Below are 18,672 nucleotides of genomic sequence, written 5' to 3'. Positions count from 1 at the left end.
GTTATTAAATACTTATGAAGAGAAGGAAGAAGCTGAACTTGCCTATATGAAAATAAAAGGAAAAAAAAAGCTTGCTAGTGAAAGAGATGATACGATTAAAATATATAATTTATTCGGTCATCCTTCGTGGGCAAACTTTTATAGTATAAATATGTTTAATCTAAAGGAGCTTGAAAATATAATTAAAATTCGCGCTAATGGCGATAGTTTTGATGTTAAACGGCATAAAGAGATAATCAACATCTTGATTTATGTAGCAAAAAAATTTAGTCTTGATATACCTGAACACTGGTTATAAGGCAAGTATTACATTCATTCTGAATATAATGAATGTAATACCATATTGCTATTTCTTTACATGTTTGGATGGATTTGATGTATTTGGTATTATTAAATCCTGACTAAAGAACATTACTTCAGAACCAACATGTTTTCGTTGGGCACTATAGTTTAGCCCATAGATTAGTTTTTTCTGATTTTTGTAAATATCTAATATTTCTTTTGTTGCATCATAAGAAACTACCCAAGGACTATGGAGCTTATTAGTAACAGTGTTAGCTATATTTACATGATCATCGTGTTGATAGAAATTCTGATATAGCCCTTGACCTTTTACATAATAAGGAGGGTCAAGATAAACTAAAATTTTCCCTTCTAAAAAAGGGACTGTTTCATCTAATAAAACAATCGCATCTTTATTGTATAGCGATATAGAGTCAGATAGTGTACCAATTTTTGTTATTCTGTTAATTAGAGCTTCTTTATTATACCTTGCATGAATTTTCCATTTTCCCGTCTGTTCTTTCCCTCCAATGACTCCTGCATTGATTATACCTGAGCGATTTGTCCTGTTGAGAAAAAAGGTAGAGAATCCTAGAGTTAATTGAGAGTGCTCTTGAGCGCTGGACTGTATTTCCTTTTGCTTGTACCACTCATCCATATTAACTTGTGTTTCTGCTATCAGCTTACAGAGGGCATCATTTTCGTATAATACGCTATGCCAAAATGCATGAATAGAAGGGTTCAAATCATTCAAAACGATTTTCGAGACTACACCTTCAAACAGTAAGTTTAGCGCAACGCCAGCCCCTCCAGCATAAGGCTCAACGTAAGTGCATCCCTCTAACTCATTGATTTTTATTAAATCCTTGAGGAATTCAGTTAGTTTCCCTTTCCCGCCAGGGTAACGAAGTGGAGTTGCATTGCGCATAAAAAGACCTAGTTTTCAGAAAAATGGGTTTATTATAGTTTTTTTTCTCATTGGAATGCAATCTGTAATTATGTTGCCAATTCTTTTAATAGGTTTATCTTACCATCAACATAATCGGAAATTTTATGGCACTCATCAATACGTTCAATGGAAAGATTATCATTTTCTCTTTTTAGCTGTATGCCCTCTTTAAAATGAACGGGAATGCGCCTTCGATAAAATATTGTCCCTAGAGTACTAAGCTGGCTTTCTAATAATTGTTCTGCTGTATAATGATTGTCGACATCATCCATCATTTCATATGGAATAAAAATTGCATCATTTATTCGGGAAAGAATAGGCTTTTTTAACCAATAGTTTCTAAATATGTCGATATAATGTAATACTGGTTTATCTTTCCAGTTTCTTCCGGAAGCTACTTGTGAAAAATAAACCCTTTTTCCCGCTCTTTTATCATAGCTATCTTCCCACGTAATTACATCAATTCCACTATCTTTTGGGGATAATGAGTGTACAGGGTTTACTTCCTCTAGAGAGTGAAGTTCCCCTTCACCTAAAAGATTAATTACTTCCAACGCTTTGTCGTAGAAATTTGAATGATCTCTCCGGGGAAAACCAAACGATATTGAATGTCCCCTAACATAGCCTGCAGCTGCAATCGTTGCACATATTTGTAGAATATCCCTATCTGCAGGAAGTGGAGTGCCATCAACAATCAACAAAGGACTATTCAGAATATGTGAAAAGATAAGGCAATAAAGATATACTTTTTGTGAAATAGATAATTCATTAATGGAGGTTACAAGTGAAACTACAGACCCACCATCTTCGATCTGAAATGGATAAGTATCATTCATGTGCTCTTGTCTTGATCTAATCTCAAGTAGAATTGAATCTATTTCAGCTTCAACTTCTCCATCCTCTCTTGCAATGTCATCATCTTGATAATCGTTCTGAAGTTCTATAGCAGAGCGAATATCTGCTACAGGCATAAAGTTGAATTCATCTGAAAGACATTTTAATTCAATCCAGTCAGCTTGGTTCTGAACGGGACCCGTTACCGGAAAAGTATTTAGTAACATATTGTCAATTCCTTATTAAATATCTTTACTTTTCCGTTTACTAGACTGAAATTCTATTTTTTCAAATTTTCTTGCCATTTCTGATATGTTTTCTTTATTTATATCATTAATGAATTCTATTTTATCTAAAAGCAACGATGCCTTATCGAGTAGCGAATTAATCCCTACTAGCGTTGCGCTGAGTTTTCCATTAGCATCACCCGCATCATTATAGGCTACATCAAGATCTGCACCACTCTTAAAAGAATTATATGCCTTTGCATTTACTAAAATTTCGCCAAATTTCTTGACATCAGGATTCTGGCTTTTAATTAACGAATTCCTGTTTTCTTCTTTAGAACCATACAAACCTACTAAAACATCTCTGAGATTATCTAGGTGTGATTCATCTACAGGATTATCATCTGGCGCATTGCTCCAGCCACGATCGAGACCGAGGAAATCCATATATTCTCGCCTTCCAAGAGCTGTATAGAAGTGAGAAAGAGAGAATCTCGGAGTCATTCTGTCGTTTAAATTATATACACCTTTTTCTTGGGCTTGCTCGAGAACAAACATTGCACTTATAAGTGAACGCACTGTTTGGTTAGTATCGCCAAGTTTCCTTGCTATATCATCTATGGTTATGCCTTCTTCTTTTTCAGCTTTATACCATTTATATGCGAATTGAGCCTTAGCGTATGAATCCCATTTATGCGGGCCATTTACATGTTTAAAGCCTATGAAGCCTCTTGCTTCTTCCTCAGTTTGAACACGGTAAACGTGAATTTCATTCATTGTATCCAATATCTTTTTTGACATTGGAGGGATTTTAATTCTGCATTTTTGAGCTATATCAGGAGAACGAATTGCTTTAATTGCCGCTAAGCGTCGGTTACCCTCTAATACTCTAAATTTATCGTTGTTATTAGGATCTGTAATTACAATTAAAGGCTCCATATCTAAGAAGCCATTATTTGCAATCGAAACTATCAATTCTTTAAGATCACTATTATCAGCTAACGATTTAATTAACTCTGGTTCACTATTTCGTGAAGCAGCATCAGGCAAGAACAACCTTGGGTTTTCCGTATCTAGGGAAAGAAATTCAGGAGATATTTTGAATGCGCCTGATTCTGGATAATTGTTATTGGTCATACTTTCATCCGAGGTTTGCAGTATACCTGCTTACAAAGCTAACTCACGTTGGTATGCGGATAGCTGATCGATAAACCTTTCTACACTACCACAGAGGAAGCTCTTTTTACAGTCATGCTTAGGTGGAAGGATCAGAGGTGAGGAATGACATCATCAAGCGGCGTTTTTTCGTAATATTCCATTCAGCCATGTCTCATCCCTGTCCGGGCGGTTATCCTGAGTCGCCCACAGCGAAGCTATCTCAATCCCCGAAACCGCCTTCAGTAACTCCTGCAACCCCTCTTCATCCAGGTCCGTAAACCGTCTTTCACCCTGCACGCGTTCACCGTTGCCATACTTAAAGGACACGTACCAGACGCCGCCAGGCTTAAGCGCATCCGCAAGCTTCTGCATCACCGCAGGCAGCTCAGAAGAGGGGACATGCAGCAAAGATGCACAACACCAGATCCCATCGTACTGCGCTTTACCGTCAATCTCTGAAAATGTCATCAGCTGCACGGGTAACCCGGTATGTTGCCTTGCCAGTTCCACCATGGCGGAAGAGGCATCAAAAGCATCCACCTGATAACCCATCTCATGAAATGCCTTTGCGTCCCGCCCTGAACCGCAGCCCGCATCCAGAACCCGGGCACCGTGCGTCAGATGTTGGGTGAAGGCCTCGTATAGCGGGGTCATATCGACATTGACCGTGCCATCGAAGAAATCCTGTGCGTGGTTCTGGTAGTAGTGAAGTGTCATTAAAACGTTGCCTCGGCTTCCGCGTTGGGTTTCCAGGTATGAATAAGTTTATCCAGCGCAGCCTGCCAGTTACGCTGAAGAAAGCTTCTCCGTGCTTCGGGACGCTGCCCCGTCTGTAGAACAATCGTCTCATGTAACGGCAGTTTGCTCTGAATAAAATACTCATTGCGGGTGTGTAACCGCTGCAGGAGCTTGAGGTCGGGAATGCGTGCCGATTTGCCTTCAACGCCACGGTTACAACATCGACAGGCCAGCACTAAGTTCCATACGCCGTTAATATTGCTCACTTCATTGCGGGCAGCCCAGGGAATAAAGTGGTCGACGTCCGCCAGTTCTGCGTCTCCCGTTACCAGACTGATGGGTTTAAAGCAGTAAAAACACCGTCCTTTCTGGTAACCGTTCAGGCTGTCGCGACAGCTGGTGATGTCTACGCGACGCGCGTTCACCCGTGTGAACAACAGCTGATTATCTTCGTCGAACTCCACGCCCACAAGGTTACGTGAAATGCCCATCGACCAGGCCTGTTCCACCAGGTTCCAACGGGCATTGGTTTCAAAGGCGAGGTTTTTATACTGCAGGCGTTCGCCCAGTAAATAGAAGTTATCCGTCAGTCGGATCCCGCTATGGGTTTTACGCTCATCAAGGAAAAAACGTTTATCGATCTCGCCCTGGTTCACGTAGTGAAAGGCATCGATTACGTTGTTAAAGCCAAGGCGCACCGTTGCTTCAATGAGCTGGGCGTGGGTGATTTCACCTCTGTTGAACTTCAGACAGGTTTCCAGAAATTGACTGCTGCGGGAGGTGATCTGTTTTGGCGCATGCTTCAGGTGCTCGCAAAGATAGCGGCTGAACGGCACGGCAAGCTGGTCGAGCGTAATCAAATCGCTGCCCGTCTTATCCACTTCATACAACGCTGACGCCAGCGCAAATTTGTAAGATGCGACGTTCCTTCCAAAGAGGATCACACCACGCCAGTAGTTCTCAAGCGTCGGATCGGCCTGATAAAATTCCATCGATGAAGTCCTGTTACGGTTGGCTGGACAGGGCGTTACTAAAGCCTGTAACAGGATCACATAACAAAATTAGGGTGATGTAAATCGTTAATCTATAGGTTTGATGAATTTTTGTGGGATCTGAGAAAAAGGGCTGGATGCGATGAATTTGTCGTCTAAGGTACTTTAGCGAATGAATAGATTTCTGGATGAGGAAAATAAGACTGATTTTCAAGCCAGCGAGTTACCAGTATCCCCCAAACCCATTTCCTGAATCCCTCTCGTATTTCCCAATTTTACCTGTCGCAAAACCGCTGTATTTATATTCAGTTCTGTATAATAGGCAGCAGTAATTACGCCAGTCGGAAAAACGCCTCTTCATAGGATGTCCTCATGTGGCTTATGAAGACATTACTAACATCAGGGAGCAGGTCACTCTGCCAGCGGTTCGGTCTCGCCCCTGAGGGTACACGGTCAACTTGAGAAACTTCGCTTCCTGACACACCCTGATGTTTCCGCCTAACGGCCATACACGTTGTCTTACCACCAACGGGCTATTGTCTGAAAATCAGAGGTCTCTCGGAAGAAAATCTTCTTATGCCCGATTGCGTAGGAGTACGATAAGCCAACAAATCATTATAGATAAAAGGGTTATCTATGGCTCTACATGGAAAGTTCGTAATTAATGATGCGTACTATTCCCCGTTATCGTTTCCTGGTATAGGCACATTTTTAGCTTTCTCTGGTAATGGTGCTTACCGTAATCGTGGGGCATGTGGAATGATCCCCAAAGAGGGGCCAGTACCAGCGGGTAAATACTGGATTGTTGACCGCCCTCAGGGTGGACTCAAGTCACAGCTAAACGCAGTGGGAAGAGACATTTATAATCACTTCGCCAATGGTGCAACATTCAAACATTCTGAATGGTTCGCATTATGGCGTGATGATTGGGGGATCGACGATTACACATGGATTGAGAGCGTTCAGCGTGGCAATTTCCGTTTGCATCCAGGCGTACTATCAGAAGGTTGTATCACTCTCCCACATGATTCTGATTTTGCCATGTTGCGTAATGCTCTGTTGAGAAGCCAAAAAATAGATGTTCCTTGCATGAGGAAGCTACAGGCATACGGCACGATTGAGGTGATCTCCAATGGCAAAACATGCCCTTAGTTTATTCATCAAGATAGTGCTGTTCGCTGTTGTTATGCTGATCGTTGCTGAAATGGTTCCGTATGATGGATTAGTTAATTCTATTACGGAGCTTTTCGATTTCCAAAGCGCCGACAAGTTTACCCGCTTCATTTTAGGTGAACCTGATTCAGAAGTTTGGGAATCTTTAGACGGCTACTTTAGCATCTTAATCAATACATTAATCAGCGTACCTGTCATGAGCGCTATTACCACGGCGTACAGTGGCGCGACACACAAAGTTAGTCCAGGTGGTATCCCCAGAGAGTGGTTCAGTTCCACATTGCGACGGTTAGCTAAAATCTTCGGGTTTACCTTCCTGTTTTGGGCGTTATTTCGCTTACTGCCTTATCAGTCTTTATTCCCAGATCAAACGTATTCAAATTTCACAATAGCGGCGATTGTGGGCTTTCAGTTGCTCTTAACGATTGTTTGCTACTGGTTCATCACGAAGAAAATCACAACTAAAAGGAGTTTGTAAAATGCCTATTCCGGCTTACATGTGGCTTAAGGACGATGGCGGCGCAGACATTAAAGGAGCTGTAGACGTTCAGGATCGTGAGGGGAGTATAGAGATTGTTGGCTTTAGTCATGGTCTGAACATTCCAGTAGACAGTGCCAATGGGAAGATTACTGGCAAGCGTTCACATTCTCCGATGATGATTGAAAAGGAGTTTGATAGCTCCAGCCCGTATCTATACAAAGCCGTTGCCACCGGTCAAACGTTGAAAAGTGCGGAGATTCGCTGGTATCGCATTAACCATGCAGGACAAGAAGAGTGCTACTTCGTCATGACCATTGAGGGTGTGAAAGTGACGGGCATTAACCCAGGGATGCCAAACGCTAAAATGGCAGGAAACTCGCAGATCAACCACATGGAATCTGTTTCCCTGATGTATGACAAAATCACCTGGCGTTATGTTGATGGTAATGTCCAGTATACGGACGATTGGAACGTAAGAGCGTAACAAATAAAGAGGAGGCATTGAGTGCCTCCTCTTTATTAACGCTTATCCTCTCAAAGGAGCCTGTCCATAATGCTGTGTAACTGCCATCGTATTATAGGTGATCGCTCAGTCGGTCACCGAACTTGATAATAAAATGACTCATTGCCAGCCCGCAGATAGGCGAATGGTTGCTCAGAGGTCCATGCGGGCGCTCACCTTATATTCTGATAGTCCTCGCTGCGTAATTTCTCTGACCCAACCCTTTTCCTGAATCCCCCTCGCAAATTTCAAATTTACTCCACACCAAACCGCTGTATTTATATTCAGCTCTGTATAATGAGCACCAAAAATTACGCCGAACGGCAAAGGAAGTATCGAAGAATATTTAAATAAGAATTCGCGATATGAAGGTGCTGCAACACCCCCATACCGCTAACCACAACCAACTAGACAGGAGTTGAAAATGGCTGCGACGAATTTTAAGCCAGAGTTTACCGTTTGCAAAACAGAATCAGACGCTTTCACCGGCATGATTGAAAACCGCGAGCTGGTACGCAAAAACAGCGCCCGCCGTCTGCACGGCAACCCGCCCAACGCGGCGCCTCTCCATCCCCGCGCGGAAACGCCGCAGGACAGTGCCGCTTGCTGCGAACTGTATGCGCGTATAGACATGAAATACCTTCTTCTGGGCGGTGACTGGCTAACCCGTGCGGGCTTTATCAACGGTATGCCCGTAAAAATCCGCGCCATGAAAGACTGCATTGTGATTACGCCCCAGCATACAAGAGAATTATGGGGATGCCTAGAAGGTATGAGTGTGGTGAATATCAATAAGCAGAAAGTCGCGCAGTGGCTGAAGACCTTTCCGGGAGCGCTGAATGATACGGGTGATGTTCCGGTGATTAAGCGTGGGAGTGGGAAGGCCGTTTAAACTAAAGACTAACGAGTGCGGGCATATGAGCACATGCCCGCACTATGCCAAAAGTCACTCAATAATGATGTACTTGTTCTTTTACTGCCTTAACCAGTACAGCATGGAGTTCGCCAACGGTTAAATCGCGTATCACAGGTTCGGGTATGCCTCGTAGCCTGCGAATCAAACGGCAGATACCAAAGTAATCTATGCCCTCGGTGCTAAAAAGAAACTCGTTTTCAGCGAGGGAAAAAGTTTTCTCATAGCCATCTTCTTCAGTGACGAGCGTAACGCCAAACGCTTCCTCGCAGTCTTCTATCAGGGCATCGCCATCCATGCCGCAGATATCAAGGTCGGCTTCGATTAGGGTGTTCTCATCAATATGCTTGCGATGATGTCCAGAGGACTGACGCACAACCTCAATGACCTGCGAAAGAGTGGGTTGCATTATGTTGAATTCCTTTGGTACAGAAATGACGTAGACATTCATCAGTAGATCGAGTTAACGCCTGGGACTTATTATTGAAGGTACAAAGAAAATCAAAACAATCCACGCAAACATACCAATGATTTTTAACGGCCAGGGTTCGAATACATCAAAGCACACAATTGCGCCTATAACTAATAGTGGTCCTCCCAATAATTCCAGTATTCCATCTAAGATAGATAACTTATGAGGCAATACACGATTCAGTAAAACGGCCATGAAATGTGCGCATCCTAAAGTGATGATTATAGCTATAGCGCATTCTTTCCAGTTATCAGTGACGCCCACGCATATGAGGCATAACACAATTACAAAAACACAAAGTAACGTATTCAGCATGGAAATAATAAACTTACTCATAGCAGTTGCCGTGGCGTTTAAAATAAAAAGAGTCTATGAATATAGCGCTCTCAACAGAATGACAAACGACATTGGCTAATAATGCATTTAAGCATTTATTGCGCCTCGCTTATTTACGCAATAATCAAGTTAGCGGCTTCATGTCAATCCCCCGCACTCCACCGCTAAACCTAACTTAACTAAACACCGGCACCCCCAGCCCAACCTTCACCTCCCTCAACGTCGCCTGCGTCACCCCCTGCGCCCGCTCCGTCCCGCGCTTCAGCATCGTCATTAGCTCCCCCTTGTCCTGCATATACATCGCCCGCCGCTCCCGCATCGGTGCAATCAGCTCTTGCAGGCACCCCTCCAGCTCGTTCTTACACACCCGGTCACCCAGCCCGCCCGCCTGATAGTGCGCCTTCATCTCCGCCACTTTCTCCTTGTCCGGATGAAACGCGTCGAGGTACGTAAACACCACGTTCCCCTCAATCTGCCCCGGGTCGCTCACCTTAAGGTGGTTCGGGTCGGTGTACATCGCGCTCACCGCACGGTGAATGGTCTCTTCGCTGGCCGAAAGGTGCAGCGTGTTGCCCAGCGATTTCGACATCTTGGCGCTGCCGTCGATACCGGGCAGGCGGCTGGTATCGCTCAGCATCGCCTTGCAGTGGCGCAGCACCGGGGCGGGCAGCAGGCTATTCATCCTGTGGACGATCTCGTTGGTCTGCTCAATCATCGGTAGCTGGTCGTCGCCGACGGGCACGCACTCGGCCTTAAACGCGGTGATGTCCGCCGCCTGGCTGATGGGGTAGGCCATAAACCCGACCGGCAGCGAGCGGGCGAAGCCCTTCTGCGCAATCTCGTTTTTCACCGTCGGGTTACGCTCCACGCGGGCGACGGTGACGATGTTCATATACAGCATCGTCAGCTCGGCGAGGGCGGGCAGGGCGGATTGCAGGCAGATCGTGGTCAGGTTCGGGTCGATGCCAGCAGCGAGGTAGTCGGCCAGCACTTCGGGGATGTTGTCGCGAATTTTTTGCGGGTTGCTGCCGTTGTCGGTCAGCCCCTGCAGGTCGGCAATCAGCACAAACTGGTTGTGCGTCTGCTGAAGCGCCACGCGCTGGCGCAGCGATCCGACGAAGTGGCCGAGGTGCAGCGGGCCGGTTGGGCGATCGCCGGTGAGGATGGTGGGTGCGTTCATAAAGACTCCTTAACGTTGTAATGCCGAAAGGGGTCTTAGAAAAGTGAAAGCCGCCTTTCGGCGGCTATCTGAAAATGGGGAAAACTACTCCGTGCCGCCTTTAAGAAGGCAGCCACCAGCGGTTTACGGTGAGGACGGCGTCGTTTATGTTCATCTCTTTACCGTACCACGTCCGGCGCGAAAAACAAAAGGGCACGTCATGCTGCAATCACTCAACCACCTGACCCTCGCGGTCAGCGACCTGCAAAAAAGCGTCACCTTCTGGCACGAACTGCTTGGTCTGACGCTGCACGCCCGCTGGAATACCGGGGCCTATCTCACCTGCGGCGATCTGTGGGTCTGCCTGTCGTACGACGAGGCGCGCCAGTACGTGCCGCCGCAGGAGAGCGACTATACCCACTACGCGTTTACCGTGGCGGAAGCGGATTTTGAACCGTTCTCGCAAAAGCTTGAGCAGGCGGGCGTCACCGTCTGGAAGCAGAACAAAAGCGAGGGGGCGTCGTTCTACTTTCTCGACCCGGACGGGCACAAGCTGGAGCTGCACGTGGGCAGCCTCGCCGCGCGGCTGGCGGCGTGTCGCGAGAAGCCCTACGCGGGCATGGTGTTTACCTCAAACGAGGCTTGAGGCACGCACCTTCAGCCTGCCCGCCAGCGTCACGTGCGTGGCGGCATCTTCCTCATTGCACAGGTACTCCACCGCCAGCCGTCCCAGTTCGCTGTAGGGCAGCTGGATACTGGTCAGCGGCGGGGTGAGCTGCTCGGAGATCTTCTGGTCGTCGTAACCCGCCAGCAGCATGTCCTGCGGGATGCGCACGCCGTTCACCGCCAGCGCCTGATAGCAGCCAATCGCCAGCCAGTCGCTGGCGCAGAAGATGGCGTCCGGGCGCTCGGTCAGTTCCAGCAAAGACGTGGTGGCGGTAAAGGACTCGCTGAACTGCCAGTTGGTCTGGCGCACCAGGCCGTCGTCGCACGCTAATCCGGCCTGCTGTAGCGCCGCCCGGTAGCCCGCCAGACGCTGGCGGGAGGCCTCCATCCAGCTCTCGCCGGTGATGTGGGCGATGCGCGTGGCCCCGCAGGCGATGAGGTGTTTAGTGACCTGGAAAGCGTTGGCGTAGTCGTCCGGAATAAACGACGGCAGCAGCGGCGAGCCGGGGTCGCGCTGGTTGAGCAGCACCAGCGGGATGCGGGTACAGTCGTGAAACGCCGTCATGTCCACCAGCGTGGTGACCGGAGAGGCGAGAATAATCCCGATGCAGTTGCGCTTCTCCAGCTGGCGGATAATGTTCAGCGCCAGCTCGATGTCGTCGCCGTAGTCGTAGACGGTGAGCAGGGTCTCGTTGCGCCACGCCGCTTCCCGCGCCTGGCTGATGGCGTCGATAAACGGGTCAAAGCTCTGCAGCGAGCTGACCAGCAGGGCGATCTCTTCCTGGTTGCGTGGGGCGTGAACGGCGGGGAGGCGGTCGTAACCGAGCTCGGTGGCGACGCTAATCACCCGCTGGCGGGTGTCGTCGCTGAGCTTGATGTTGCGGGACTGGTTAAGCACCAGCGATACCGTTGCCTGCGACACCCCTGCCGCCCGCGCAATATCGTTCATCGTCACTTTTGTTTTTCGCTTCATCCGTCCTCTCCCTTTCGCGACTTCGCATCATACCCTAACCGCACGCTTTAGCGCCGTCGATCACGTTTCTCATTCATCGAAGCGTGAACTTTGTGAGGGGCGTCGCTTTTCTAAACGCCGTGATTTGCGCATTTATCCCGCAACTAATATTTATTAGCTAAACATTATCAGTGAGAGGATGCGTAATGAAAGAGCAGTGGAGCAGGGAGCAGGTACAGGCGTGGTATGAGCAAAAAGGCTGGCTGTGCGGGTTTAACTATCTGCCGTCGACGGCGGTGAACTGGACCGATATCTGGCAGGCAGAGACCTTCGATGCCGCAACCATTGACCGCGAGCTGGGCTGGGCGGCGGAGGCGGGCTATAACACCCTGCGCATTAATCTGCCGTTTATCGTCTGGGAGCATGACCGCGACGGGCTGATGACGCGAATCGACCGCTTTTTGACGATTGCCGACGGTCACGGGTTTAGCACTATGCTGACCCTGATGGACGACTGCGGCTTCTCCGGGGACGAGCCGTACCTTGGCCCGCAAAAGCCGCCCGTGCCGGGCAAGCACAACAGCCAGGCGGCGGCGAGCCCCGGTCGCGATAAGGTGTGCGATCCCGACTGCTGGCCGCAGATTGAACGCTATATCCGCGACGTTGTTCGCCAGTTCCGCGACGATAAGCGCGTGCTACTGTGGGATCTCTATAACGAGCCGGGCAACCGCGGCATTTTCGCGACCGGCACGCAGGAGGTGCAGTACGACGCGAAGCTGGAGACCTGCGCCCACGCGCTGATGAAGCTGGCGTTCCAGTGGGTGCGTGAAGAAGACCCGACCCAGCCGCTCACCGTCTGCGCGTGGCGCGTCCCGCCGGAAGAGGAGGGCGAGACGTTCTTCCAGCACCCGCTGGACCAGACCGCGCTGGCGCTCTCGGACGTGGTGAGCTTCCACGCCTACACCCACACGGGGCGCATGACGGCGATGATTCAGCAGCTGCAAAAGCTCGGTCGCCCGCTGTTCTGCACCGAATGGCTGGCGCGCCACGTGGGCAGCACCATCGAAGAGCAGCTTCCGCTGATGTACATGGCGAAGGTCGCGCCGTATCAGTGGGGGCTGGTGCGCGGCAAAACCCAGACGTGGCTGCCGTGGCCGGTAGTGATGAAGGAGTCCACGGACTACTGTCGCCTCTGGTTCCACGACGTGTTTGAGGAGAACGGCATTCCGTTCTCACGCGCTGAAATTACGCTGATGCAGAAGCTGCGCAAAATCGCCCCGAATCCGCAGGGCTAATAATAACGACCCGGCGCGCTGTCGCCGGGCAAACAGGTACGCACTATGGCAACGACAATGAAAATACCGTCTCGCGAGTTGTGGTCTTATTTTGGCTATGGTTTAGGTCAGTGTTTTAGCTTTGGTTTAGTGGGTTCGTTTATTAACTATTTTTACACCGACGTGCTGGGGATCTCGGCGCTGGCGGCGAGCACCATCTTCCTGATTGCCCGCGCGTGGGACGCGGTTCACGATCCGCTGTTTGCCAGCATAATGGACACCATTAACAGCCGGTTCGGCAAATTTCGCCACTTTTTGCTGATCGCGCCGCTGCTGATTACCGGCGTCACGCTGCTGTCGTTTTATAAAATCGAAGCGGACATGACCACCAAAATCCTCTACGCCGGGGTGACGTATATCCTGTGGGGGACGCTGTACGCCATCTCCGATATCCCGTTCTGGTCGATGTCGTCGGTGATGACCAACGACTCCGCCCAGCGCACCCGCGCGGTGACGGCGGCAATGCTCGGGGTGAACGCCGGGATTGCCTGCGCCAATATCTTCTTCCCGAAGCTGGCGGCGTTCTTCGCCCAGTACAGCAACGATAAAGGCTACTTTATGGCGGCGCTGGTGATGATGCTGGTGGGCCTGCCGCTGATGCTCAACGGCTTTATGCAGATCAAAGAGCGCGTGCCGCCGAGCCCGGAAAAGGTGACCATCCGCGACACCTTCCACAACCTGCGCCAGAACAAGCCGCTGTTTATCGTCCTGCTGTCGTTCTTCTTTTGCGTGTTCCACAACGTGGCGGGCGGGCTGTATATCTACTTCTTTATCAACAACCTGGGCGACGGCAGCCTGCAGATGGCGATTGGCGTGATGGGCATTGTGGCGGCGGTGCTGTGCCTGGTCGCCCCGATGCTGACGCGCCGGATGCAGAAGCGGAAGCTGTTTATGATCCTCTGCGGGCTGGACGTGGCGGTGCGCGTGGTGATGTGGTTTGTCGGGTATCAACAGGTGACGATGCTGTTTATTCTCCTCGGCCTGAGCACGCTGTTCGTGATGATGACCAACATCCTCACCTCGTCGATGATTGCCGACACCATCGAGTACGCGGAGTACCACACTAACAAGCGCTGCGCGGCGATCACCTTCTCCGGGCAGACCTTTACCGGCAAGATGTCGGTGGCGGTGGGCGGCGGGCTTATTGGCGTGTTTCTGACGATGATCGGCTACGTGCCGCAGGCGCAAATCCAGAGCGAAGGCGTGCTGTCGGGGCTGTTCTTCGGGATTTGTTTGTTACCGGCGATTGGGTCGCTGATCCGCATGGGCTTTATGTCGCGCTTTACCTTTACCGAGGAGAAGCATGCGGAGGTTTGTCGGCTGCTGGCGGAGCGTCGGCATCATGTAGAAAATAGCCGTGCGGAGAATGAGCGGCTGGAGCGTCCGGCCCCGGCGAACTAAGAGAAATGGGCGCCTGTCATGCAGGCGTCCACTTCAGAACTTAATTCACGTCAGTTATCCCACAGCAATCACGCGCTAATTTCAATAATTGCTGAGTCATTGTGGCGGCATCTGCTGCTAAATCTAAGGTGGCAAAGTGGATTTTATGCCCCTGTACCTCAACGAATTCGTAGAGCATTACATCGACGGCTGGATGAAGTAATAATCCAGCTGAACGGAGAGATAATGGGTCTGTTCGGTTCTCCTGCGTTCGCAGATAGGTATAAATCTGGTAGATATAACCGCTGCGCAAGCTCTTATCGCGATACCAGCCTTTAGTCAGAATGTTATTGAATTTGGTGTCGATGATGACGCGCTGTGGAGGTTGCTTGTGCTCAAGAATAATGTCCGAGTTCATGGTTGGGAAAATACTTTCGCTCCCTGCACTTTGAGACGTTAATCCCCATTTCAACTCTTTTCCGGCAGCGACTGTCCAGTCTTTTTTGGGAAGATGGAAGTGATAGAAACCCGCCATACTTTTCTCGAAGAGCTTGCGCATCCAATAAGGGTCATCAGAAGGCGTTGGCAACAGTTTTTGCCCCGCAGTTTGGGTTGGTAGCCATAATTCAAATGCCAGCTTCGCGGCATCGACCATGGCTTTATCCGCCGCATCATGGCGGCCAAAACGTGTGATTGACGGCAGTTCACCTTTGCCGGGCATACCCCCCTCAATACCACGACGACGCAAATTGATTGCCATTGTGCGACATTGTGCAGCCAGCGTGCCGTTGCTGAGCAGCGGAACAAGGTGCTCTAACGCAGAGCGAACATAGCGATTTCGTGGTGTATCCAGCGTCATTTCCTGAAACTGGCAGGCTACCTGTGCCCGCTCATGCAATTGTCGACTAGTTGTGCGCAGAACATCAATGCGTCCCCTTACCCTGTTAAGCGTGGCGCGGCGAGTATGGTATCCCATACTTAAATGCCTTAACAGCCGCTGCTCCACTTCGTGAAGCAGGATCCTGGCCACCAGCGCCGGGATCTCCTCCGGGTTGTTTTCAGCGGCAACCATGCTGCGCCCGTGGTGGCGAAACAGACTGGAGGCGTACAGCATCAATAGCCAGATATTCCGCAAAGGAATACGCGATACAGCTGCCCGAGCCTGCGTATCGTCACGTTCAGCAAGATCGGTCATACGCTGAGAAGCTCCTTTCTGGAATCCTGGACTTTCTCCGGCGCATCAAACCAGTATTCGGCAAGTAAGGGGCAGATTTCGGTTTCGACAACTTGCTCGTACCAGGCCATCCCGTCGTCAATTTTCAACCCCGCAGGTGGGGTAACATAGCTATGCCCGATACAAAATTGAGGTCCCAGGGCCGCATCCCTGGACAATTTTTCGTTTAACGCGGTTAATTTGGATTCGATAAGGGCTAATGTTTCCAGGCTCACATTAAACCGTTGGTTAACCCATTTTTTCCACGCGTCGTTAAACTCGGGTTTTAGATCAATAAATGCAAAGCGGCGCCGTAATGCCAGGTCTAGCAGGGCAAGCGAGCGGTCAGCGATATTCATCGTCCCGATGATATACAGGTTTTCAGGAATGTAGGTTTTTTCATCCATATCAGATCGATATGAGAGCTCAAGCGCCTCATTCGGCGTACGTTTATCCGCCTCCATCAGCGTCAGCGTTTCGCCAAAAATTTGCGCAGGATTGCCCCGGTTAATCTCCTCAATAATGACCACGTACTTAGTTGTCGGATCGTTTACTGCTTTGTCTATTGCATGGAGAAAAGGCCCGTCTACCAGTGCTAAACGTCCTTCATTGTTAGGACGCCAGCCGCGAATAAAGTCTTCGTAGGAGAGGGTAGGGTGGAACTGCACCGCGCTGATGCGCTTAGAGGTTTCCTCACCCATCAGACAATACGCCAGACGGCGCGCAAGCCAGGTTTTACCGGTTCCCGGCGGGCCCTGAAGGATCAGGTTTTTTTTGGCCTGTAACCGCTGAAGGATGAACTGGATTTTTTCCTCTTCTAAAAAGCAGCCCTCATCGATCAAATTGCTTATCGTGTAAGGCTTGTGGGGGATTTCTGCGGGCACGTTCTCTTCAACCGTTTCCTCGGTGATGCTCTGCAATTCACCTTTATCGAAGTTGAGGTATTCATAATTGCCGGGGGTCTGAAACTCCAGTTCATCATCATCACGTAGTTTTTGCAGATAATATGAAATGGATGATTCAATAGTATTGTTATTGGGATAATCCGCCTTAATCTCATCCAGATAGGCCTCTTTTAACTCCCTCAAAGAGAAAAATGGGCTGTCTTTTCGTAGGCACAGCACCTTGATCTTATTGAGCAAATACGCTTTCCATGTCAGCCGCTCGACTTCATCATTTGACTGTTGCAAATCGATATTCCATGCCGCCAGAGAGAGTTCAGGGAAGGAGTGAACCGGATAGTTTGGCTGGGTAAAAGCCTTTTTGAGCGCCAGGGCTACGGTCTGATAGTTGTGTCCGCTACAGCGCCCTTTGGCACCTTTTTTAATGATTTTAATGTTCAGGACTTTCTGGATGTAGTACTGAGACTGGCTATCCAGCGTAGGGTAGAACCAGGGGCGTAGCCAGTACAATCCCATTGTCAGGTTCCAGCCCACATTGCGCACGTTAGATGCGGCGTCATAAGAAAAGAGGAAGTCAGCGGGATCGGCGTTTGGGGTGTCGGCGAATGAGATTGCCTGAGAAAACATTTCCCACAGCGTATCGATGTCTTCAGGCTTACGTGATTTCTCATAGCCAAAGAACCATGATTTCTGATTGTTAAGTAGCGGAATACCGTCGAACGATTCAGGAACCTTTTCGCGTACGCCTATCAGTTTTGCCAGGCTGGCTGCGATATTTCTTCGGTTGGTAACGGTAAGCGAGCGATTAAACAAGCCCATAGTGGTGAAAGGACAAATGTCTTTCAAAGGATGGGGGACGCCATTAGCGGGCTTGTCCTGCAGGTGTGACATACTACCAATCTCAGCAGCAATGCGGTGAATACCCGCCACCAACTCCTCTCTTCGATTTCGCCAGGTCAGTAGCTGAGAGGCAAAAGCCTGATAAAAGTCTGCCCATTCGAATCTGACGTCTTGCTCAACTGCGTCCATATGCTCTCCAGTAAAATTACAGGCTTCAGTAACCTGGCGAATGAATTTTACGGGATTGCAAGCCTGAGTGAATAACTACCTAAAACAGTGATCTATAAGGGCATGCCGGATCAACATGCCCCTGGACGACGTTACAGCGACTTCACAAACGCCAGCAGATCTTCGTTGAGCTGGTCCTGGTGGGTCAGCGCGAAGCCGTGCGGCGCGTTGTCGTACACCTTCAGCGTGGCGTTTTTAATCATCTCTGCCGCAAGCTTGCCGGTGCTTTCAAACGGCACGATCTGGTCGTTGCTGCCGTGGATCACCAGCGTCGGCACGTCGATTTTCGCCATATCCGGGCGGAAGTCGGTTTCGCCGAACGCGGTCACGCAGTCGATGGTGCCCTTCAGGGATGCCAGCAGGGCGATGTTCAGCGTCTGGGTCAGGGCACCGGCGGAAACGGTCTGCCCGGCGTTGGTGCCGTAGAACGGCGTCGCGAAGTCGCTGATGAACTGGGCGCGATCTTTACGCAGTCCGTCGCGAATGCCGTCGAACACGCTCTGATCCACACCCTGCGGGAAGGAGTCGGATTTACCAAAGATCGGCGTGACCGCGCCCAGCAGCGCCAGACCGGCCACGCGCGCGCTGCCGTAGTTGTTGATGTAGCGGGACACGTCGCCGCCGCCCATGGAGAAGCCCACCAGCGTCACGTCGCGCAGGTCCAGGGTGGTGATCAGGTCGTTAATGTCGGACGCAAAGGTGTCGTAGTCGTAGCCGTTCCACGGCTGATCCGAGCGGCCAAAGCCGCGACGGTCAAAGGCGATGGCGCGGAAGCCGCGCTCCGCCAGGTAGTTCAACTGGCTATCCCACATGTCGCCGTCCAGCGGCCAACCGTGGCTGAAGAGAACCGGTTTGCCCGCGCCGCAGTCTTTGTAGTAAATCTGCGTGCCGTCTTTTGCCTTAAACGTTGCCATAGTGTGTTCCTGTACAGGTGATGGTTA

19 protein-coding genes are annotated in these 18,672 nt (G+C 49.8%); 8 read left to right on the top strand and 11 right to left on the bottom strand.

The features are described 5' to 3' along the window. The coding region (locus tag INF73_RS08180) for a hypothetical protein (RefSeq protein WP_193547291.1) at positions 1 to 298 on the top strand (298 nt) is incomplete at its 5' end. 48 nt (positions 299 to 346) lie between these two features. Here the strand turns inward: INF73_RS08180 and INF73_RS08175 are convergent. The 5 genes from INF73_RS08175 to INF73_RS08155 form a co-directional block, all read right to left on the bottom strand. Next, a complete protein-coding gene (locus INF73_RS08175) occupies positions 347 to 1,210 on the bottom strand; it encodes a DNA adenine methylase (RefSeq protein ID WP_193547290.1) in 864 nt (287 codons plus the stop codon). Positions 1,211 to 1,278: 68 nt separating this feature from the next. After that, complete coding sequence (locus INF73_RS08170; RefSeq protein ID WP_193547289.1) at positions 1,279 to 2,292, bottom strand: hypothetical protein; 1,014 nt, start codon at positions 2,290 to 2,292, stop codon at positions 1,279 to 1,281. A 15-nt stretch (positions 2,293 to 2,307) separates the two neighbouring features. Continuing rightward, positions 2,308 to 3,429 carry a ParB N-terminal domain-containing protein gene (locus INF73_RS08165; RefSeq protein ID WP_193542041.1) on the bottom strand — a complete coding sequence of 374 codons (1,122 nt, stop codon included), beginning with the start codon at positions 3,427 to 3,429 and terminating at the stop codon, positions 2,308 to 2,310. Between the two features lie 153 nt (positions 3,430 to 3,582). After that, positions 3,583 to 4,167 (bottom strand): bifunctional 2-polyprenyl-6-hydroxyphenol methylase/3-demethylubiquinol 3-O-methyltransferase UbiG, encoded by a 585-nt coding sequence (locus tag INF73_RS08160; RefSeq protein WP_193542043.1) that lies wholly within the window; start codon positions 4,165 to 4,167, stop codon positions 3,583 to 3,585. Beyond that, positions 4,167 to 5,180, bottom strand: a complete 1,014-nt coding sequence (locus INF73_RS08155) for an HNH endonuclease domain-containing protein (protein WP_193542045.1) — start codon at positions 5,178 to 5,180, stop codon at positions 4,167 to 4,169. The genes INF73_RS08160 and INF73_RS08155 overlap by 1 nt, the downstream gene beginning before the upstream one ends. 636 nt (positions 5,181 to 5,816) lie before the next feature. Between INF73_RS08155 and INF73_RS08150 the strand changes: the two genes are divergently transcribed. The 4 genes from INF73_RS08150 to INF73_RS08135 all read left to right on the top strand — a co-directional run bounded on the left by INF73_RS08150 (position 5,817) and on the right by INF73_RS08135 (position 8,228). Beyond that, positions 5,817 to 6,332, top strand: a complete 516-nt coding sequence (locus tag INF73_RS08150; RefSeq protein WP_193542047.1) for a DUF2778 domain-containing protein — start codon at positions 5,817 to 5,819, stop codon at positions 6,330 to 6,332. After that, positions 6,313 to 6,831 carry a hypothetical protein gene (locus tag INF73_RS08145; protein WP_193542049.1) on the top strand — a complete coding sequence of 173 codons (519 nt, stop codon included), beginning with the start codon at positions 6,313 to 6,315 and terminating at the stop codon, positions 6,829 to 6,831. Before INF73_RS08150 ends, INF73_RS08145 begins: the two co-directional genes overlap by 20 nt. A gap of 1 nt (position 6,832) precedes the next feature. Next, entirely contained in the window at positions 6,833 to 7,318 is a 486-nt protein-coding gene (locus INF73_RS08140; RefSeq protein ID WP_008501360.1) for an Hcp family type VI secretion system effector, read from the top strand. Between the two features lie 442 nt (positions 7,319 to 7,760). Then, positions 7,761 to 8,228 carry a SymE family type I addiction module toxin gene (locus INF73_RS08135; protein ID WP_193542051.1) on the top strand — a complete coding sequence of 156 codons (468 nt, stop codon included), beginning with the start codon at positions 7,761 to 7,763 and terminating at the stop codon, positions 8,226 to 8,228. 58 nt (positions 8,229 to 8,286) lie between these two features. Here the strand turns inward: INF73_RS08135 and INF73_RS08130 are convergent, their stop codons facing one another. Both INF73_RS08130 and trpS read right to left on the bottom strand, forming a co-directional pair. Continuing rightward, on the bottom strand, positions 8,287 to 8,658 hold the full coding sequence (locus INF73_RS08130; RefSeq protein ID WP_193542101.1) for a hypothetical protein: 372 nt from the start codon (positions 8,656 to 8,658) through the stop codon (positions 8,287 to 8,289). 574 nt (positions 8,659 to 9,232) lie between these two features. After that, a complete protein-coding gene (gene trpS, locus INF73_RS08125; RefSeq protein WP_193542053.1) occupies positions 9,233 to 10,237 on the bottom strand; it encodes a tryptophan--tRNA ligase in 1,005 nt (334 codons plus the stop codon). A gap of 199 nt (positions 10,238 to 10,436) precedes the next feature. Between trpS and fosA the strand changes: the two genes are divergently transcribed. Continuing rightward, the gene (gene fosA / locus INF73_RS08120) at positions 10,437 to 10,862 is read left to right on the top strand and encodes a FosA/FosA2 family fosfomycin resistance glutathione transferase (RefSeq protein ID WP_193542055.1); all 426 of its coding nucleotides are present in this window, start codon (positions 10,437 to 10,439) and stop codon (positions 10,860 to 10,862) included. On the opposite strand, the gene INF73_RS08115 is transcribed toward fosA, so the two are convergent. Beyond that, positions 10,848 to 11,855, bottom strand: coding sequence for a LacI family DNA-binding transcriptional regulator (locus INF73_RS08115; RefSeq protein ID WP_193542057.1), 1,008 nt, complete (start codon positions 11,853 to 11,855; stop codon positions 10,848 to 10,850). The two genes, fosA and INF73_RS08115, sit on opposite strands and share 15 nt — an antisense overlap. A gap of 185 nt (positions 11,856 to 12,040) precedes the next feature. On the opposite strand from INF73_RS08115, the gene INF73_RS08110 reads away from it, so the two are divergent. Beyond that, entirely contained in the window at positions 12,041 to 13,129 is a 1,089-nt protein-coding gene (locus INF73_RS08110) for a cellulase family glycosylhydrolase (protein ID WP_193542059.1), read from the top strand. A 45-nt stretch (positions 13,130 to 13,174) separates the two neighbouring features. Beyond that, entirely contained in the window at positions 13,175 to 14,569 is a 1,395-nt protein-coding gene (locus tag INF73_RS08105; RefSeq protein ID WP_047367247.1) for an MFS transporter, read from the top strand. A gap of 40 nt (positions 14,570 to 14,609) precedes the next feature. On the opposite strand, the gene mcrC is transcribed toward INF73_RS08105, so the two are convergent. From mcrC to INF73_RS08090, 3 genes are all read right to left on the bottom strand, one after another. Further along, positions 14,610 to 15,743 carry a 5-methylcytosine-specific restriction endonuclease system specificity protein McrC gene (gene mcrC, locus INF73_RS08100; RefSeq protein ID WP_193542061.1) on the bottom strand — a complete coding sequence of 378 codons (1,134 nt, stop codon included), beginning with the start codon at positions 15,741 to 15,743 and terminating at the stop codon, positions 14,610 to 14,612. Then, positions 15,740 to 17,692: an AAA family ATPase gene (locus INF73_RS08095; RefSeq protein WP_022650329.1), complete on the bottom strand. Its 1,953-nt coding sequence runs from the start codon at positions 17,690 to 17,692 to the stop codon at positions 15,740 to 15,742. The genes mcrC and INF73_RS08095 overlap by 4 nt, the downstream gene beginning before the upstream one ends. A 131-nt stretch (positions 17,693 to 17,823) precedes the next feature. Next, positions 17,824 to 18,645, bottom strand: coding sequence for an alpha/beta fold hydrolase (locus INF73_RS08090; protein WP_193542063.1), 822 nt, complete (start codon positions 18,643 to 18,645; stop codon positions 17,824 to 17,826). Between the last annotated feature and the right edge of the window lie 27 nt (positions 18,646 to 18,672).

Origin of the sequence: Enterobacter cloacae complex sp. P6RS, from assembly GCF_014982245.1 — a bacterium.
Classification (GTDB): domain Bacteria; phylum Pseudomonadota; class Gammaproteobacteria; order Enterobacterales; family Enterobacteriaceae; genus Enterobacter; species Enterobacter bugandensis.
The sequence above is the reverse complement of the archived record's forward strand: the minus strand, read 5'-3'. Positions and strand labels throughout refer to the sequence as shown.

Excerpts from the sequence above, each read along its gene's own strand:
- INF73_RS08175 (WP_193547290.1), bottom strand. The coding sequence starts at position 1,210 with ATGCGCAATGCAACTCCACTTCGTTACCCTGGCGGGAAAGGGAAACTA.
- INF73_RS08170 (WP_193547289.1), bottom strand. The coding sequence starts at position 2,292 with ATGTTACTAAATACTTTTCCGGTAACGGGTCCCGTTCAGAACCAAGCT.
- INF73_RS08165 (WP_193542041.1), bottom strand. The coding sequence starts at position 3,429 with ATGACCAATAACAATTATCCAGAATCAGGCGCATTCAAAATATCTCCT.
- INF73_RS08160 (WP_193542043.1), bottom strand. The coding sequence starts at position 4,167 with ATGACACTTCACTACTACCAGAACCACGCACAGGATTTCTTCGATGGC.
- INF73_RS08155 (WP_193542045.1), bottom strand. The coding sequence starts at position 5,180 with ATGGAATTTTATCAGGCCGATCCGACGCTTGAGAACTACTGGCGTGGT.
- INF73_RS08150 (WP_193542047.1), top strand. The coding sequence starts at position 5,817 with ATGGCTCTACATGGAAAGTTCGTAATTAATGATGCGTACTATTCCCCG.
- INF73_RS08145 (WP_193542049.1), top strand. The coding sequence starts at position 6,313 with ATGGCAAAACATGCCCTTAGTTTATTCATCAAGATAGTGCTGTTCGCT.
- INF73_RS08140 (WP_008501360.1), top strand. The coding sequence starts at position 6,833 with ATGCCTATTCCGGCTTACATGTGGCTTAAGGACGATGGCGGCGCAGAC.
- INF73_RS08135 (WP_193542051.1), top strand. The coding sequence starts at position 7,761 with ATGGCTGCGACGAATTTTAAGCCAGAGTTTACCGTTTGCAAAACAGAA.
- INF73_RS08130 (WP_193542101.1), bottom strand. The coding sequence starts at position 8,658 with ATGCAACCCACTCTTTCGCAGGTCATTGAGGTTGTGCGTCAGTCCTCT.
- trpS (WP_193542053.1), bottom strand. The coding sequence starts at position 10,237 with ATGAACGCACCCACCATCCTCACCGGCGATCGCCCAACCGGCCCGCTG.
- fosA (WP_193542055.1), top strand. The coding sequence starts at position 10,437 with ATGCTGCAATCACTCAACCACCTGACCCTCGCGGTCAGCGACCTGCAA.
- INF73_RS08115 (WP_193542057.1), bottom strand. The coding sequence starts at position 11,855 with ATGAAGCGAAAAACAAAAGTGACGATGAACGATATTGCGCGGGCGGCA.
- INF73_RS08110 (WP_193542059.1), top strand. The coding sequence starts at position 12,041 with ATGAAAGAGCAGTGGAGCAGGGAGCAGGTACAGGCGTGGTATGAGCAA.
- INF73_RS08105 (WP_047367247.1), top strand. The coding sequence starts at position 13,175 with ATGGCAACGACAATGAAAATACCGTCTCGCGAGTTGTGGTCTTATTTT.
- mcrC (WP_193542061.1), bottom strand. The coding sequence starts at position 15,743 with ATGACCGATCTTGCTGAACGTGACGATACGCAGGCTCGGGCAGCTGTA.
- INF73_RS08095 (WP_022650329.1), bottom strand. The coding sequence starts at position 17,692 with ATGGACGCAGTTGAGCAAGACGTCAGATTCGAATGGGCAGACTTTTAT.
- INF73_RS08090 (WP_193542063.1), bottom strand. The coding sequence starts at position 18,645 with ATGGCAACGTTTAAGGCAAAAGACGGCACGCAGATTTACTACAAAGAC.